Raw genomic sequence first — 16,079 nt, 5'->3', positions numbered from 1 at the left:
AGGGCGGCCCGTGCTCCCCCGCACGGGCCACCCTGAACGGAGGTCCCCTTGGCCGGCAACGTCACCTCGTTGTTCCGCGGCGGCGCCGCGCACAGCCCCTCCATGGCGGCGCTGACGCGGGAGGGCGGCGACGGAACCGGCCCGGTGGACTTCTGCATCCCGTGCAACCCGTACTTCCCGACACCGGCCATGTTCGAGGAGATGGCGCACCGGCTGCGCGAGATCGTCACGTACTACCCGAGCGGCGCCGACACCATCACGAGTGAGCTGTGCGCCCTGCTCCAGCTGCCGCCGCAGTGCGTGGCGATGGGCAACGGCTCCACCGAGCTGATCACCTGGATCGACCATCTGCTGGTCCGCGAGTCCCTCGCCGTCCCCGTGCCCACGTTCGGCCGCTGGACCGACCAGCCGATGGAGACGGGCAAGCGGGTCGACATGTTCCCGCTCCAGGAGGCGAGCGACTTCGCCCTGGACCTCGGCCGGTACGCCGAGTTCATCCGCGCCCGGGGCACCCGGGTGGCGGTGATCTGCAACCCGAACAACCCCGACGGCGGCTATCTGCGCAGGCAGCAGGTCGTGCAGTTCATGGACGCCATGGCGGACCTGGACCTGGTGGTGGTCGACGAGTCGTTCCTGGAGTTCGCCGACGCGGAGACCGAGCCGAGCGTCGTCCAGGAGGCCATGCTCCGCCCCAACGTGATCGTGCTGCGCAGCCTGGGCAAGAACTTCGGTCTGCACGGCATCCGCTTCGGCTACCTGGTCGCCAACCCGGCGCTGGCGGGCAAGGTCCGCTCGATGCTGCCGAAGTGGAACCTCAACTCCTTCGCCGAACATGTGGTGTTCATGCTGAAGGAGCACGGTGCCGAGTACGCGCAGAGCCTGACCCAGGTCCGCCGCGACCGCCTGGAGATGGCCAGCCACCTCTCCGCGCTGCCCGGCCTCACCGTCTATCCCTCCCAGGGGAACTTCCTCTTCGTGCGCCTGCCCGTCGGCGCCGAGGGCACGGTGGTCCGGGACCGGATGCTCACCGAGCACCGGATCCTGGTCCGCGAGTGCGGCAACAAGATCGGATCCTCCAGCCGCTTCCTGCGGCTCGTGGTGCGCCCCCAGGTCGACGTGCGTCGCCTGGTGTCCGGCCTGGAACAGGTGCTCTACGGGTCCAGGAGGGGAGCCGCCGTACCCGAGCTGGGCACCGGGACCAGCTACAGCTCGGGTACGGCGGCGGTGGACCGGCTGGTCAGCGAGACCAACGGGGCCGGCCTGCGGCTTCCCGCGGCCGGTCCCGCCCCGGCCGCCGGCACCGGCATGCCGCTCCCCGCCGCCGTCGCGCCGGCCGGCGGTGGGATGCCGATGCCGGCGGCAGCCCAGCCGATGCCCGCCGCGGCCCCGCAGCCGGCGTTCACCCCGGCGCCCGCGCCTGCGCCGCCCGTCCCCATGTCCGCACCGGCCCCGATGTCTGTACCGGCCCCCATGTCTGTACCGGCCCCCATGTCCGTACCGGCCCCCGCGGCCGTGACGGCACCCGTGCCCGCACCCCCCGCACCGGTCCCGGCGGCACCCACGCCCGTACCGGCCGCCCCCACGCCCGTACCGGCCGCCCCCACGCCCGTACCGGCCGCCCCCACGCCCGTACCGGCCGTCCCCACGCCCGCGCCGGCGGTCCCCGCCGCGGCCGCCGCCCTCACCCCGCCCGGTGTGCCGGCCCGCGGCGGGCTCACCGCGGCCCAGGTGCGCGGGATGACGGCCCCGGCCACCGGCCTGACCCCGGCCCCCGCGACGGGCTGGCCCAACGCCCAGAGCTGGCCGAACGCCGCGGGGGCGGGATAAGCGGCGGGCTGACCCCCGGCCGACGGGCCGGGCGGGCCGACGGCGCCTGGTCACTGGACGGGCGGGAGCCCCGCCATGGCTCCTGCCGGGCCATGGCGGGGCGCGTGGTCAGGAGGACGGGCACTCCTTCCACGCCAGGTGGTACACCGTGCTGATGTCCCCGTCGGTCGAGTCCATCGTCATGAAGCTGACCTTGTCGGCGGACGTGCTGCCGGCGTTCACCCGCAGTTCGGTGTTGATGTTGAAGTTGCGCAGCACGCCGCAGGGCGCCCAGACGAGCTGGGCCCAGTCGGTGTCGTCGGTGGCCTGCCAGTCGTCGTTGTAGGGCCCGGTGAAGGGGTGGCTCCTCGGCACGGTGGTCGACGAGCCCTGGAAGTAGTACGACGCCTTCTGCGTGCCGGTGGCGCCGCGCTGGAGGGCGGCGAAGCCCCGGTAGTCGGCGCTCGCGACCGCGTAGGTGAAGCCCTGGGGCACATGGACCACCAGGTTGAGCTGGCAGTTGCGGCGGAAGGCCGTGGGATCGGAGCCGCCGCCGGCCTGCGCCAGGTACTCGCTGTAGGTGACGGTGAAGGCCGTGTTGTCCGGGGACACGGCCACGGCGGCCGTGCCCGCGGGACAGCCGGAGCCGTTCACCGTGGCCACGTCGATGACGATCTTGTCCGGGGGCGGGTTGTCGAACACGTCGGAGGGGTTGTGGGCGGGTAGAGCGGTGGTGACCAGAGCGGCCACTGCGCCGCTCAGGAGGAGTCCACCAGCCATGGTTTCTCCCGGTTGTCGAGTGGGGGGTGGGCCTCCCGCCGCGGCCGTTCACAGGTGAAGAATCTGTGCGCCACCTGTGAACCAGGGATGGAGGCGTGGGAATCGTAGGAAGCCCCGCCCCCACCCGGCAGGGTGAACTCCGGCCATTCACACCGGGCTTTTCACGGCCTCCACGCCCACCGCGCACACACCTCGGGGACCCCCGGCCCGACGGCGAGGTGCCGCCGTCCCCGCGCCGGCAGGGTCCGGGATTCAGGCCGTCAGGGGTTCTCCCAGGCCGACGGTTCCGCGGCGAGGGCTCGGACGGGGGCGGGGAGGGTGTCGGAGGCGAGGTCGGCGAGTGTGACGCCCTCCAGGACGCGGCGGACGTTCGCCCGCAGGGCGATCCACAGCGGCAGCAGCGGCCGGGCCGTGCCCGTGTAGGCGAGGCCCGTCGGGCGTTCCCCGCGCACCGACACGATCGGGCCGTCGACCGCCCGGATGACGTCCGCCACGGTGATCGCGGCCGCCTCCCGCGCCAGCCGGTAGCCGCCGCCCCCGCCACGCCGGCTGTCCACGATCCCGGACCGTCGCAGGTCGCCCAGGATGCCTTCGAGGAACTTGTGCGGAATATCCTGAACGGCGGCGATTTCCTCTGCCTTCACCGGGCCGTTACCCTGCCGTACGGCCAGCTCCAGCACCGCCCGTACCGCGTAATCCGCCCGTGCCGAGATCCTCATGGGTCCATTGTGGGGCGTGCCGCCATGGAGAATGGCCGCAGCCGCGCCCCCGTAAGCTCGCCCGGAGGATCCATCTTGGCGCTCAGCAGACGTACCTTCAGTGCCCTGGCAGGCTCTGCCGCGCTCGGTCTCGCCCTGGGCGGCAGCAACGGCCCCGGGGCGTTCTCGGCGTACGCGGGCGGCAGCGCGCCCACCGGTCCGGTCCCGGGCCCGCCGAGCGCCGACGGCGAGCAGCACACCATCGGGTACGACCGCCACTCGCTGCTCGTCGACGGGCGGCGGCTGGTGGTGTGGTCCGGGGAGATGCACCCCTTCCGGCTGCCGAGTCCGTCCCTGTGGCGGGACGTGCTGCAGAAGATGCGGGCGCACGGCTACAACGCCGTCAGCATCTACGTGGCCTGGAACTACCACTCCGCCGCGCCCGGCCGTTACGACTTCACCGGCGTGCGGGACCTCGGCCTGTTCCTCCGCATGGCCGCCGAGACCGGCCTGTACGTCATCCTGCGGCCCGGCCCGTACATCAACGCCGAGGTCGACGGCGGCGGTTTCCCCGGCTGGCTGACCGCGACCCGGGGCACGGCCAGGACCGACGACCCGACGTACCTGTCGCACGTCGACGAGTGGCTCACCCAGGTCAACCGGATCGCCCGACGGCATCTGTACACGCAGGGCACCGGCACGGTCCTGCTGTACCAGATCGAGAACGAGTACGACGCCCACGCGGGGGAGGACACCGGCCGGAACTACATGTCCCACCTGTACCGCAAGGTGCGGGCCGACGGGATCGACGTCCCGCTGTTCCACAACGACAAGGGGCGCAACGGCTACTGGGTCCCCGGCTCGTTCGGCACCGGCGGTGAGAAGGGCGGCTGGCTCTACGGGTTCGACGGCTACCCCTCGCCCTCCAAGACCCCGCCGGACTGGGGGCACTACGGCCCCGGCGGCCCGAAGGGCGGGGCCACCGCCTCGCCCGGCACGCCCGGGTTCGTGCCCGAGTTCGGCGGCGGCTGGTTCGACCCCTGGGGCGGGGCCGAGTTCGACGGCAAGGGGTACGCCGAGTCGCGGCACACCCGGGACGCGGCCTACGAGCGCCGTTTCTATCTGACCAACCTGGCCAACGGACTCACCCTGCACAACGTGTACATGACGTTCGGCGGGACCTCGTGGGGCTGGCTGCCCGCGCCGGTCGTCTACACGTCGTACGACTACGGCGCCGCGATCGACGAGGGCCGGATCGTCACCGACAAGATCGCGCCGATGCACCAGCTCGGGCACCTGCTCCAGCGCGTGCCCGACTTCGCCAAGCTGGACCGGGCGGCGGACGTCACGGCCGCGGGGCTGAAGGTCTATCACCTGACCAACCCGGACACCGGCTCCCACGTGTACGTCGCCCGCAACGACGGCACGGAGGCCGTCACCACCGGCCTGCCGACCGACGCCGGCACCCTGCGGATCACCGTGCCCGGCAAGGACGCCAAGCTGCTGACCACCGGGCTGGCGCTGGGCGACCGCACCCTGAAGTACTCCACCGCCGCGCCCATGCTGCATCTGACGGCGGGCCGGCAGGACCTCGCCGTGTTCACGGGCCGGCTCGACGACATGGCCGAGCTGGTGCTGGACTGCCCCGACGAGCCGTACGTGGAGCGGCTGGACCCCGAGGCCGGCTGGGCCTACGACCGGGGCGAGCTGCATGTGAACGTCCCGCTGGGGCAGGGCGGTCTGACCCGGGTACTGGTGCGGGAGGGCGGGAGCGGCACCCCGCTGGTGCTGCTCTTCGCCGACGACGCCACCGCCGTCCGCCTGTTCCCGTACGACACCCCGTCCGGGACCCTGCTGGCGTACGGTCCGGCGCTGCTGCGGCACGCGGAGCTGCGCGGCTCGGAGGTCCACCTGACCGGTGACATCACCGAGCGGACGACCCTGGAGGTGTGGGCTCCGCGCGGGATCGACACGCTGGTGTGGAACGGGCGCAAGCTGGCCACGCGGGTCACCCGCTCCGGCAGCCTGATGACCACCGAGATGGTGCCGGACGTACCCGAGGTGCGGCTGCCCGAGCTGGGCGGCTGGCGGATGCGGACGGAGAACCCGGAGGCGGGCCCGAGCTTCGACGACTCCTCGTGGAAGAGCGCCGACAGGACCTCGACGTTCAGCACGACGGCGGTCCCGGACGGCGGGCCCGTGCTGTTCGCCGACGACTACGGCTTCCACTACGGCGACGTCTGGTACCGGGGCACGTTCACCGGCGCGGCGGGCATCGAGGAGGTCTCGCTCGCCTACAGCACCGGCACGCAGGGCCTGCTGATGGCCTGGCTGGACGGTGAGCCGCTGGGCACCCACCGGATGCCCGTGCCCGCCAAGGGCGCCACGGTCCGCCAGGGCAGCTGGACGGCGACGGCGGCCTTCCCGGTGGGCGAGCGGCTGCGCTCCCCCGGCCGGCATGTGCTGTCCGTGCTCGTCCGGCGCATGCAGCACGACCAGGACGGCAAGGCGCTGGACACGCACAAGGTGGCCCGCGGCCTGACGGAGGTCGCCTTCAAGGGCGCGTCCCCGGAGGTGAGCTGGCGCATCCAGGGCGAGGGTCCCGCCGACCCGGTGCGCGGGCCGATGAACAACGGCGGCCTGTACGGCGAGCGGGAGGGCTGGCACCTGCCCGGCTTCCGGGACCGGGACTGGGAGCGGGTGTCCTTCCCGCGCGCCGAGCGGTACCAGGGCGTCACCTGGTACCGGACCACGTTCCGGCTGTCGGTACCGGCCGACGTCGACGCGTCGGTCGGCCTGACCCTGGACGACGACCCGTACCGCGCCTACCGCGCCCAGATCTTCCTCAACGGCTGGAACCTGGGCCAGTACATCAACAACGTGGGCCCGCAGCACACCTTCGTCCTGCCGAACGGCGTCCTGCGCACCCGGGGCACCAACACCCTGGCGCTGGCGGTCCTCTCGGAGTTCACCACGCTGTCGGGCCCCGGGTCGGTACGTCTGACACTGCTCGGCAGGGCGTCCGGCGGGCTGCCGGTCGAGCCGGTCTGAGCACGTTCCGGGACAGCGGTTCCGGTACGGCGGTGAGGGCGCCGTCCACCAGGGCGGCGCCCCCCGACAGGTGTCGTTTCCCCTTGAACCACGGTGGCCGGAACGCATGACGCGAACACGTCCGGACGCGTACCCTCGGACCAGCCGTGACCGGCCGGAAGAGGCCGTGACCGGCCGGAAGAGGGCGGAAGAAGGGGGACCGATGGGCATCGCGGGCGCGCGTCGGCGAGCCGCACGGCTCGCCTCGCGACTGCGCCGCCCCGGCTCCGGATCGGCGATGCGCTCCCTGGCCGACGAGCTCGCCGCAGCCGTCCGCACCCGGACCGAGCCGCCGGACGGCGTACGGCAGTTGTGCCGGGCCCTGTGCGAGGAGATGAGCGCGCTGCGCGACGGGCGGCCGGTCGAGCTGCGGTTCGAGCGGTTCCCGGACGAGATCGAAGTCACCGGGCTGTGGGTGGAGTTCGCCGACTTCGACCTGGTCATCGTGGAGGAGCGTGCCGAGGCCGTGCAGCAGCTGGTCATCCTGGGGCACGAGCTGTGGCATCTGTACGCCGGCCACCGGCACCACCATCTCGTGACCGCCGCCGCGGCCCGTGCCCTCGCCGACACACCCGGCTGGCGGGAGGAGGCCCTCACGGTGGCCGCCCGCAACGGCTCCCGGGAGACCGACGAGGCCGAGGCCGACGACTTCGGGCACCGGCTGGCCGCCCTGTTCCGGGAGCACCTCTGCGGGACCCGCCCCGCCCCGCTCGACCCCGTCCAGCGTTCCCTCGGCTACCGCGGACGCGAGCCGGCGAACCGGGCGCCCGGGAAGAAGAGCGTCCCGCGGTGATCCCGCTGGCGCTGAACCCCTCGGACTTCCTCGGCGAGTTCTACATCTCCTTCTGGATCCCCACGGCCGTGCTCGGCGCCGCCCTGATGATCAAGCTGCCCACGATCATCCGGCTGTGGCGGGACCCGCTGCTGCGCGCGGTCGGCGGACTGCTGCTGCTCGCCTGCGCGGTGTTCGTGTTCTGCGCCCCGTCCACCATCGCCCGGGTCAACCGGCTCACCGGCGTGCCCAACATCTCCGCGCCCTGGTGCTATTCGCTCATCACCGCGTACTGCGGCTCCTGCCTGCTGCTCATCGTCACCTGGCGCAACGGCCGGTCCGGCCGCTCGGCCGTCACCCGCCGCGCGATGCGCTGGGTGATCTCGGCGTACTCGGGGGTGATCGTCGCCCTGTGGGTGCTGTTCCTGCTCGCCGGCCGCCACGAGGAGCGGCTGCGGGACCTGGACACCCACTACGCCAACACGCCGTTCCTGCGCGAGGAGATCCTGCTCTATCTCGTGGCGCACGCCGTGGCCTGCCTGATCACCGCGCGGCTGATCTGGAACTGGGTGCGCACCGAGGGCCTGGACGTCTGGCTGCGCTGGGGCCTGAAGCTGCTGGGCGCCGGCTATGTGTCGAACCTGGTCTTCGGCGCGACCAAGCTGACCGCCGTCATCGCGCGCTGGTCCGGACGGAACCTGGACTGGCTGAGCACCGACCTCGCGCCGCCCGTCGCCGCCCTCTCCGCCATCCTCATCGCCGTCGGCTTCATCCTGCCGCACGCCGGCCAGTACCTGCGCGACCGCTGCCGGTTCCGGGCCGCCCACCGCGAACTGCGGCCCCTGTACCGGCTGATGTGCGAGGCGAGCGGTGAGGGCGTGCCGTTCATGCTGCGCGCCACACCCGAACTGCGGCTCACCCGGCGCGAGACGTTCATCCGGGACGTGCTGCTGTCGCTGGCCCGGCACATCGACACGGGTCTCGGCGCCCGCTCGTACGACGCCGCTCTCGCCCTCGGCCACCCGCCCGGACGGGCCCGGGCGCTGGCCGCCGCGGTGTGCGTCCTCGACGCCGTCGAGACCAGGTCCCGTACGCCGGAGCCGCCCGAGCCGGCCGCCGGGCCGGACACCACGAATCTGCTCCGGGAGATCGGTGCCGTCTCCCGGGCGCTGCGCCGCTGCGACGGCATCGAGGCGGTGCGCGCCCGTGCGGCCGTCCCGGCGGAGAGCGTTGCCGTCCGCGAGTGATCACAGACCCACCGCCGTCGCGCCCGGCGGCTTCCGCGGTGGGCGTCGGCTGCTGTGGCGGGCCGGGGTCAGCCGGTGAACGCGGGCTGGGGCAGGCCCTTGCCCGCGTGGGGGATCACCAGGAGGGAGCCCGACAGGGGGTGGGGTGCGCTCAGGCCCGTGCGGGCCGTGGTGATGTACAGATCGGTCAGGGCGGCGCCGCCGAACGCGCAGGCGGTCGTCCGTGGTGCCGGCACGGTGATCACCCGGTCCAGCTCACCGGTCGGTGTGTAGCGGCGTACCGCTCCCCCGTCCCACAGCGCCACCCACACACAGCCCTCCGCGTCGACCGTCAGGCCGTCCGGGAAGCCCGCGCCCTCCTCGATCTCCACCAGCGGGCGGCGGTCGTGGACGCCGTCCGCGTCGTGGTCGAAGACGTCCACACGCCGGGTCGGGGTGTCGACGTAGTACATGAGGCGGCCGTCGGGACTGAAGCCCGTGCCGTTGCTGACCGTGACGTCCGGCAGGACCGTCCGCACGGAGCCGTCCCCCGTCAGCCGGGACAGCGTGCCCCCGCCCGGCGCCTCGTCGTAGCGCATGGTGCCGGCCCACAGCGAGCCGTCCGGCGCCACCGCGGCGTCGTTCGCGCGGCGGCCCGTGACCGGCTCGTGGTGCAGCCAGCGGAACGTGTCGTCGGGGTCCAGCAGGCCGACGCCGTCGCGCAGGTTCAGCACCAGCCCGCCGCCCGCGCGGGGCTTGGCCGCGCCGATGTGCTGCGGCGTCGTACGGATCGTGCGACGGCCGCTGACCGGGTCGTAGGTGTGGACGCGCATGCCCAGGACGTCGAGCCAGAGGAGCCGGCCCGTCGCCGGGTCCCAGGCCGGTCCCTCGCCGAGCTCCGCCCGCGCCCGCACCGCGACCTCGTACGCCGTCATACCGCGCCCCGGTGGCCCAGCAGCTCGGACAGCTCCGCCGCGCCCTTGGCGGCCAGCTGCTCCAGCTCGGCCCGCCGCTCCTCGCTCCAGCGGATCATCGGGACGGAGATGGACAGCGCGGCCACGACCTGGCCGGTGCGGTCGCGCACCGGCGCGGCCACACAGGAGACGTCAGGATTGGACTCGCGGCTCTCGACCGCGATGCCCCGCCGCCGGATCCCGGCCAGCGCCTCGCGCAGGGCGGCGGGATCGGTGATGCTGTTGGGCGTCATCGCGGTCAGCTCGGCGCCGTCCGGGATCCGCGCCGCCAGCTCCGGCTCCGGCAGCGAGGCCAGCAGCATCTTGCCGACCGAGGTGCAGTGGGCGGGCAGCCGGCGGCCGGCCGCGGAGACCATGCGGACCGCGTGCGTGGAGTCGACCTTGGCGATGTAGATGACGTCGGTGCCCTCCAGGATCGCCACGTGGACCGTCTCGTCGCAGGTCTCGGCGACCGAGCGGGCCACCTGCTGTCCCTCGGCGGCGAGGTCGAGCTGCTCGGCGTACCGGCTGCCGAGCTGGTACGGGCGTACGCCGAGCCGGTACCGTCCGGGCTGGCCGGGCACCTGCACGATGTACGACCGTGCGGCGAGCGTGGTGACCAGCTCGTGCACGGTGGTGCGCGGCAGCTGCAGCTTGCGCACGATGTCGGGGGCGGAGAGCGTCCCGTCCCCGTCGAGGAACAGCTCCAGAATGTCGAGAGCCCGGGTCACGGCAGGCACGAGGCGTCCCACGTCCGGCCCCCTCCCTTGGGTCTAAGCGCCTGTTTCCGATATCGGCAGACACGGCGTTCGAGATATCAACAGACGATCGGCATGACGAACACAGGCTAGTCAGCGACGGTGGTGCGGGCAATGGCCGGGAACGGGCCGGGCACCATGGATGCCATGCGTCTCGACTTCCAGCTGGTGCTGCTGCGCCGCATGGCCGACCACAACCCGGACCTCGTCGAGGACGCCCGGCGGCGGCTGGGCGCGTCGGTCGCGGACATGCGTGAGGCCAACAAGCGGTGGCAGGCGATGGTCCGCTCACCGCGGACCCGGGGCGCCGCCGCCCGGTATCGCGCCGTCCTCGGCGAGCCCGAGTCGGTCCTGCCCCGCCGCCTCGGCGACGTCGACTGCGAGGCCCGGCGGTGGGCGCTGCCGCTCTGGCCGGACCTGCGCTTCGAGGTGCTCGTCGGGCCCGACGGCGGGGTGTGGAACGAGTGGCTGGTACGGGCGCCGGGCGCGCCGGCCCCGCACCTGCGCGCCCTGGAGGATCTGACCCCCTGGTCCTGCACGGTGGAGGAGGCCGCCCGCGCCTTCGCCCCCGCCCGCCCGCTGGAGGGGACCGCCCCCACCCGGTGGGGACTGGCCTTCACCGCCCCCGGTGGGGACGGTGAACGGCACGAGGTGGTCGCCGAGTTCACCTGGGGACTGCTCCAGCGGACGGCGGTCGCCGGCTGAGCCGGGCGAGCCCTACGGGGTGTCGAACCCCGTGGCCCGCGTCCGCTTCTCCCACTCGGTGATCTCTGTGCGGACCTGGTCGAGATGGCCCAGCACCGCGCTCACCCCGTCGTCGCCGAGCGGCAGCCGGAGCGGGGTCCGCTCGGCCTCCAGCGCGGCCAGGATGACGGCCGCCGCCTTGGCCGGGTCGCCCGGCTGGGTGCCGTCGCCGCCGGAGACGGCGCCGCGGGTCTCGCTCACCTTGGCGTACACCCCGCTGTCGGGGCTGGCCCCGGCCCGGCCGGCCCCGAACAGGGAGGTCCGGAACGCGCCCGGCTCCACGATCAGCACCTTGATGCCGAACTCCGCCACCTCGTCCGCGAGCGCCTCGGAGATGCCCTCCAGCGCGAACTTCGTGCCGCTGTAGGCGCCGAAGCCCGCGAACGACATCTGCCCGCCCATGCTGCTCATCTGCACGATCGCGCCGGAGCGCCGCTCCCGCATGTGCGGCAGCACCGCCCGCACGAGCGCCACCGGCCCGAAGACGTGCAGGTCGAACAGGTCCCGCAGCTCCGCGTCGGTGGTCTCCTCGACCGCGCCGACGTGCGTGCGGCCCGCGTTGTTGACCAGTACGTCGATCCGGCCGTGCCGGGCCACGACGTCCCGTACCGCCGCGTCGACCGCGGCCAGGTCGGTCACGTCCAGGCCCAGCGCCTCCACCCGTCCGGGGTGCGCGGCCACCAGGCCGTCCAGCGCCTCCGGACGGCGGGCCGCGCCGACCACCACGTCACCGGCGGCGACGGCCGCCTCGGCGATTGCCCGCCCGAAGCCACTGGTCGCCCCGGTCACCAGCCATACCTTGCTCATGACATCCCCCTCGTCTTCGTCACACACTCGGATCACTCGCCGCGGATACAGGCATCAGCCTGCGGCCGCGGGCGCCGCCGGTCCAGGAGCCACGGCGGGCGGGCCCGGCGGACGAAAACCCCCTAGGCCGGATCCCCGGCCGCCGTCAGGATCGCCTCCGTCACGCGCGGCAGCGAGTCCGGGTGCAGCCACAGGAACAGGTTCGGCTCGACCAGCTCCAGCTCCATCAGGCGTGGCTCGCCGTCGTCGCCGTCCACCACGTCCACGCGCGCGTACAGCAGCCCGGCCGAGCCGGGCACGGACGCCAACGCCTTCTCCGCCAGGGCGAGTTCGGCGTCCGTGGGCTTCCAGCGCTCCAGGCCGGGGTGCGCCACCTTGTCGGCGTCGTAGGGAGTGCCGGGCGACAGGACGGCGCCCTTCCGGCTGGCGTGCAGCAGCCGCCCGCCGAAGAACTGCAGCGCCCGCTCCCCGCCCACGTCGATGCCCGGCATGTACGGCTGCACCATGGCGGTGAAGCCCTCCGCGTGCATCCGCGCGAGCTGCCGTGCCGCGGTGTCGTGCTCCTCGGGCGTGTAGCGGGCGGCGAACCGGGCGCCCGCGCCCGAGGTCGGCTTGATCACGAATTCGTGGCCTGCGGGCAGACGGGCCGGCTCGCCGGGCGCCAGGTAACGCGTGGGCACGGTGGGCACTCCGGCCGCCGCCAGCTCCCCGAGGTAGCGCTTGTCGGTGTTCCAGCGCACGACCGGGGCCGGGTTGGCCAGCCGGGTCAGCGTGCCGGTCCGCTCCACCCAGGCGGCGAACTCGGCGGCCCGCCAGCTGTAGTCCCAGGTCGAGCGGATGACCACCAGGTCGTACCCGCCCCAGTCCACCGCCGGGTCGTCCCAGTACCGCGCCTCCGCCTCGGCTCCGGCGTCCGTGAGCGCCCGGACCAGCACGGGCAGGTCGGTGTCCGCGCCCGGCTCGGCTCCGGGGTCGTAGGTGGCGAGGGCTATGCGGGGCACGGCGGGCTCCCTGTCGTGCGACGGTTCGACGGTCGGTGCGGCTGCGAGGCTAACAAGGCCGACGGGAACCGGGACAGCGCATTTGACCTTACCCTCCGGGCGGGGCCCGGCACCGGTGCCCACACCCCGGCCGGCCGCGTCACCGACCTGTCCGAAAAGCCCTGGAGGCCGAGGCCGACGCCTCCGTCACCCTGGTGGCGTGGAAGGCCGGCCTGCTGCCCATGGAGCCTCCTTCGCCCGCGGCGGGACGGCCGGTCACCGCCCGGGGGCTGATACCCGGTGCCCGTCCGCGGAACGCTCCGCTCCTGGTGTAGGAAGGATGCTGTCGTCCCCGCAGTCGGCACCGCCGACAGTAAGGAGTGCGCCGCGTGTCCTCTCTCTTTCCCGCCCTGACCGGCGGTCCGGGTGAGCGCAGCGAGACGGGGGGCCCTCCGGACGAAGTCCGGGGGAGGACCGCCCTGCGGTTCGGACCACGGACTCTGACGTACGGCGAGCTCGCGGGCGCCGCGGGTGCCCTCGCCGCCCGGATCGCGGGGGCGGGCCGGGTCGCCGTGTGGGCCACCCCGGAGCTGGAGACCGCCGTCGCGGTGACCGGCGCACTGCTCGCCGGGGTGGCCGCCGTGCCGCTGAACCCGAAGTCGGGCGAGAAGGAACTGGCGCACATCCTCTCCGACAGCGCGCCCTCGCTGGTGCTCGCCGCGCCCGGTGCGGAACTGCCGCCGGTCCTCGGTGAGCTGCCCCGGACCGACGTCGACGCCTCGGCCGCCGGGCCCGTCCCCGCGGAGCGGGCGGCGGACGGCGACCCGGCCCTGGTCGTCTACACCTCCGGCACCACCGGCCCGCCCAAGGGCGCGGTCCTGCCCCGCCGGGCCCTCGCCACCACCCTGGACGCGCTCGCCGACGCCTGGCGCTGGACCGGGGACGACGTGCTGGTGCACGGGCTGCCGCTGTTCCATGTGCACGGGCTGGTGCTCGGTGTCCTGGGTCCGCTGCGCCGCGGCGGCTCGGTGCGGCATCTGGGGCGGTTCTCCCCCGAGGGCGTGGTCCGCGAACTGAACGACGGCGCGACCATGATGTTCGGCGTGCCGACGATGTACCACCGCCTCGCCGAGGCCCTGCCGGACGACCCGGAGCTGGCCAAGGCGCTCGGGCGGGCCCGGCTGCTGGTCTCGGGCTCGGCCGCGCTGCCCGTGCACGACCACGAGCGGATCGCGGCGGCGACCGGCCGGCGTGTGATCGAGCGGTACGGCATGACGGAGACCCTGATGAACACCAGTGTGCGGGCCGACGGGGAGGCCCGGGCCGGCACGGTCGGGGTGCCGCTGCCGGGCGTGCGGCTGCGGCTGGTGGAGGAGGACGGCACGGAGATCACCGCGTACGACGGGGAGACCGTCGGCGAGATCCAGGTGCGCGGCCCGAACCTGTTCACCGAGTACCTGAACCGGCCCGACGCCACCGCCGCCGCGTTCACCGCCGACGGCTTCTTCCGCACCGGGGACATGGCCGTGCGCGAGCCCGACGGCTATGTCCGCATCGTCGGGCGCAAGGCCACCGACCTGATCAAGAGCGGCGGTTACAAGATCGGGGCCGGTGAGATCGAGAACGCGCTGCTGGAGCATCCGGGGGTGCGGGAGGCCGCGGTGACCGGGGAGCCGGACGCCGACCTGGGCGAGCGGATCGTGGCCTGGATCGTCCCGGCGGATCCGCAAGGCCCGCCGTCGGCCGGGGAGTTGGCGGACCATGTGGCCCGTCGCCTCGCCCCGCACAAGCGCCCCCGCGTCGTCCGCTACCTGGAGGCGCTCCCGCGCAACGACATGGGGAAGATCATGAAACGGGCCCTGGCCGATGCCTGAGCGGCTCTCGGCGCGGGAGGTCCTCGCGCTGGTGGCGGACGCGGACGGTTTCCGTGAACTGGTCGCCCCGGCCCGGGAGTCCCGGCCGGACGGCCCGCTCCGCTGGCAGGGCTACGACGCCTCCCGCGCCCGCGCCGCCGAACGCACCGGCGAGCAGGAGTCGGTCGTCTGCGGCACCGCGCTCGTCGAGGGCACCCGGGCCGTGCTGATCGCCTTCGAGTTCGGCTTCCTGGGCGGCTCGCTGGGCGAACGCACCGGGGACCGGCTGGAGGCGGCGTACGGTCATGCCCGGGAACACCGGCTGCCGCTCGTGTCGTTGATCGCGACCGGGGGCAGCCGGATGCAGGAGGGCATGCTCGCGCTGACCCAGCTGCAGCGGGTGGCCCGCCAGTCCGCGCTCACCCGGGAGGCCGGCCTGCCGCAGATCGCGGTCCTGCGGGACCCGACGACCGGCGGCGGCTGGGCCACGCTCGGCGCGGGCGCGGACGTCGTCCTGGCCCTGCCGGGCGCCCAGGTGGGCTTCGCCGGCTCCCGGGTCCGGCCGCCCGGCGCCGACCCGGCGGCCTACACGGCGGAGTCCCAGACGGCGGCGGGCTCGGCGGACGCGGTGGTGCCGGCCCGGGAGCTGAAGGAGACGCTGGGAAGGTGGCTACGCCTGCTGGCCGGACCGGCGGGGGCGATACCGGGCACCGGCCCCGCGCCGGGCAGTGACGCGACACCGGGCACCGGGTCCGCGCCGGGCACCGGGCCCAGGCAGGGCACCGGGCCAATGGCGAGCACCGGGCCTACGCGGGGTACCGAACCCACGCCGGGTACCGAGCCGACGGCGGGCACCGGACCCACCCCGCACACCGAGACCGCGGCGGGCATCGAGCCCGCCCCGGTGCCGTTCGCCCTCGGGCGGGCCGGGCTGCCCGGCAGCGGGTGGGAGGCCGTCGGGCGGGCCCGGGCTTCCGAACGGCCGCGCGCACGCGCGTACCTGGACGCCTACTTCGGCGAACGGGTGCTGCTCGGCGGCGACCGGTGCGGCGGCACCGATCCCGACGGGATGCTGTGCGGATTCGGCGAGCGGGACGGCCGTACCGTGGCCTACGCGGCGCAGACCGGGGCGGCGACCCGGCCCGCCGGATACCGCACCGCCGCCCGGCTGATCCGGCTCGCGGACCGGCTCGGCGTTCCGGTGCTGACGCTGGTGGACACCCCCGGTGCCGCCAATGACGCGGAGGCGGAGCGGCAGGGGGCCGGGGCCGCGATCGCCGAGGTGTTCGGGGCGGTGGCCGCCGCGCGCGTGCCGGTCACCACGCTGGTCATCGGCGAGGGCGGCTCCGGCGGCGCGCTCGCCCTGGCCGCGCCCGGCAACACCTGGGCCACCCCGGACAGTTACTTCTCGGTGATCGCGCCCGAACTCGCGGCGGCGATCCTCAAGCGCCCGCCCGAGGCCGTGGAGGCGACCGCGGACCAGCTGCGCATCCGGCCGCAGGACCTGGTGGAGCTGGGGGTGGTCCGGGGCGTCGTCGGGCCCGCGGACCACCCCGGCCCGGAACCACCGGACCACCGCAGGCCCTGAACCACCGGACCGCCCCGGCCCCGG

The 16,079-nt window shown here is 74.1% G+C and carries 13 protein-coding genes; 7 read left to right on the top strand and 6 right to left on the bottom strand.

Annotation, left to right across the window (positions count from 1 at the left end; genetic code table 11):
* Nucleotides 1-48 precede the first annotated feature (48 nt).
* The gene (locus FHS34_RS03125) at nt 49-1,827 is read left to right on the top strand and encodes a pyridoxal phosphate-dependent aminotransferase (protein ID WP_184960276.1); all 1,779 of its coding nucleotides are present in this window, start codon (nt 49-51) and stop codon (nt 1,825-1,827) included.
* Nucleotides 1,828-1,935: 108 nt separating this feature from the next.
* Here the strand turns inward: FHS34_RS03125 and FHS34_RS03120 are convergent, their stop codons facing one another.
* Nucleotides 1,936-2,586, bottom strand: coding sequence for a DUF4360 domain-containing protein (locus FHS34_RS03120; protein ID WP_184960274.1), 651 nt, complete (start codon nt 2,584-2,586; stop codon nt 1,936-1,938).
* 260 nt (nt 2,587-2,846) lie between these two features.
* On the bottom strand, nt 2,847-3,305 hold the full coding sequence (locus FHS34_RS03115; protein ID WP_184960272.1) for an RrF2 family transcriptional regulator: 459 nt from the start codon (nt 3,303-3,305) through the stop codon (nt 2,847-2,849).
* A 75-nt stretch (nt 3,306-3,380) separates the two neighbouring features.
* On the opposite strand from FHS34_RS03115, the gene FHS34_RS03110 reads away from it, so the two are divergent.
* The 3 genes from FHS34_RS03110 to FHS34_RS03100 all read left to right on the top strand — a co-directional run bounded on the left by FHS34_RS03110 (nt 3,381) and on the right by FHS34_RS03100 (nt 8,393).
* Complete coding sequence (locus FHS34_RS03110; protein ID WP_184960270.1) at nt 3,381-6,335, top strand: glycoside hydrolase family 35 protein; 2,955 nt, start codon at nt 3,381-3,383, stop codon at nt 6,333-6,335.
* A 202-nt stretch (nt 6,336-6,537) separates the two neighbouring features.
* Nucleotides 6,538-7,167 (top strand): toxin-antitoxin system, toxin component family protein, encoded by a 630-nt coding sequence (locus FHS34_RS03105; RefSeq protein WP_184960268.1) that lies wholly within the window; start codon nt 6,538-6,540, stop codon nt 7,165-7,167.
* Nucleotides 7,164-8,393, top strand: coding sequence for an MAB_1171c family putative transporter (locus FHS34_RS03100; protein WP_184960266.1), 1,230 nt, complete (start codon nt 7,164-7,166; stop codon nt 8,391-8,393). Before FHS34_RS03105 ends, FHS34_RS03100 begins: the two co-directional genes overlap by 4 nt.
* A gap of 68 nt (nt 8,394-8,461) precedes the next feature.
* On the opposite strand, the gene FHS34_RS03095 is transcribed toward FHS34_RS03100, so the two are convergent.
* Nucleotides 8,462-9,307 carry an SMP-30/gluconolactonase/LRE family protein gene (locus tag FHS34_RS03095; protein ID WP_184960264.1) on the bottom strand — a complete coding sequence of 282 codons (846 nt, stop codon included), beginning with the start codon at nt 9,305-9,307 and terminating at the stop codon, nt 8,462-8,464.
* On the bottom strand, nt 9,304-10,077 hold the full coding sequence (locus FHS34_RS03090; RefSeq protein WP_184960262.1) for an IclR family transcriptional regulator: 774 nt from the start codon (nt 10,075-10,077) through the stop codon (nt 9,304-9,306). Before FHS34_RS03090 ends, FHS34_RS03095 begins: the two co-directional genes overlap by 4 nt.
* 120 nt (nt 10,078-10,197) lie before the next feature.
* Between FHS34_RS03090 and FHS34_RS03085 the strand changes: the two genes are divergently transcribed.
* Complete coding sequence (locus FHS34_RS03085; protein ID WP_184960260.1) at nt 10,198-10,788, top strand: hypothetical protein; 591 nt, start codon at nt 10,198-10,200, stop codon at nt 10,786-10,788.
* Nucleotides 10,789-10,800: 12 nt separating this feature from the next.
* Here FHS34_RS03085 and FHS34_RS03080 read toward each other — a convergent pair whose 3' ends face one another.
* Both FHS34_RS03080 and FHS34_RS03075 read right to left on the bottom strand, forming a co-directional pair.
* Complete coding sequence (locus FHS34_RS03080) at nt 10,801-11,634, bottom strand: oxidoreductase (protein WP_184960258.1); 834 nt, start codon at nt 11,632-11,634, stop codon at nt 10,801-10,803.
* 122 nt (nt 11,635-11,756) lie between these two features.
* Nucleotides 11,757-12,635, bottom strand: coding sequence for an ATP-grasp domain-containing protein (locus FHS34_RS03075; RefSeq protein WP_184960256.1), 879 nt, complete (start codon nt 12,633-12,635; stop codon nt 11,757-11,759).
* A 368-nt stretch (nt 12,636-13,003) separates the two neighbouring features.
* Here FHS34_RS03075 and FHS34_RS03070 point away from each other — a divergent pair, with 368 nt between their 5' ends.
* Nucleotides 13,004-14,488 carry an acyl-CoA synthetase gene (locus tag FHS34_RS03070; protein ID WP_184960254.1) on the top strand — a complete coding sequence of 495 codons (1,485 nt, stop codon included), beginning with the start codon at nt 13,004-13,006 and terminating at the stop codon, nt 14,486-14,488.
* Nucleotides 14,481-16,055 carry a carboxyl transferase domain-containing protein gene (locus FHS34_RS03065; protein ID WP_184960252.1) on the top strand — a complete coding sequence of 525 codons (1,575 nt, stop codon included), beginning with the start codon at nt 14,481-14,483 and terminating at the stop codon, nt 16,053-16,055. The genes FHS34_RS03070 and FHS34_RS03065 overlap by 8 nt, the downstream gene beginning before the upstream one ends.
* Nucleotides 16,056-16,079: the final 24 nt, after the last annotated feature.

The organism is Streptomyces echinatus (assembly GCF_014203595.1).
Lineage (GTDB): Bacteria > Actinomycetota > Actinomycetes > Streptomycetales > Streptomycetaceae > Streptomyces > Streptomyces echinatus.
This window is presented reverse-complemented; position numbering and strand designations above follow the sequence as displayed.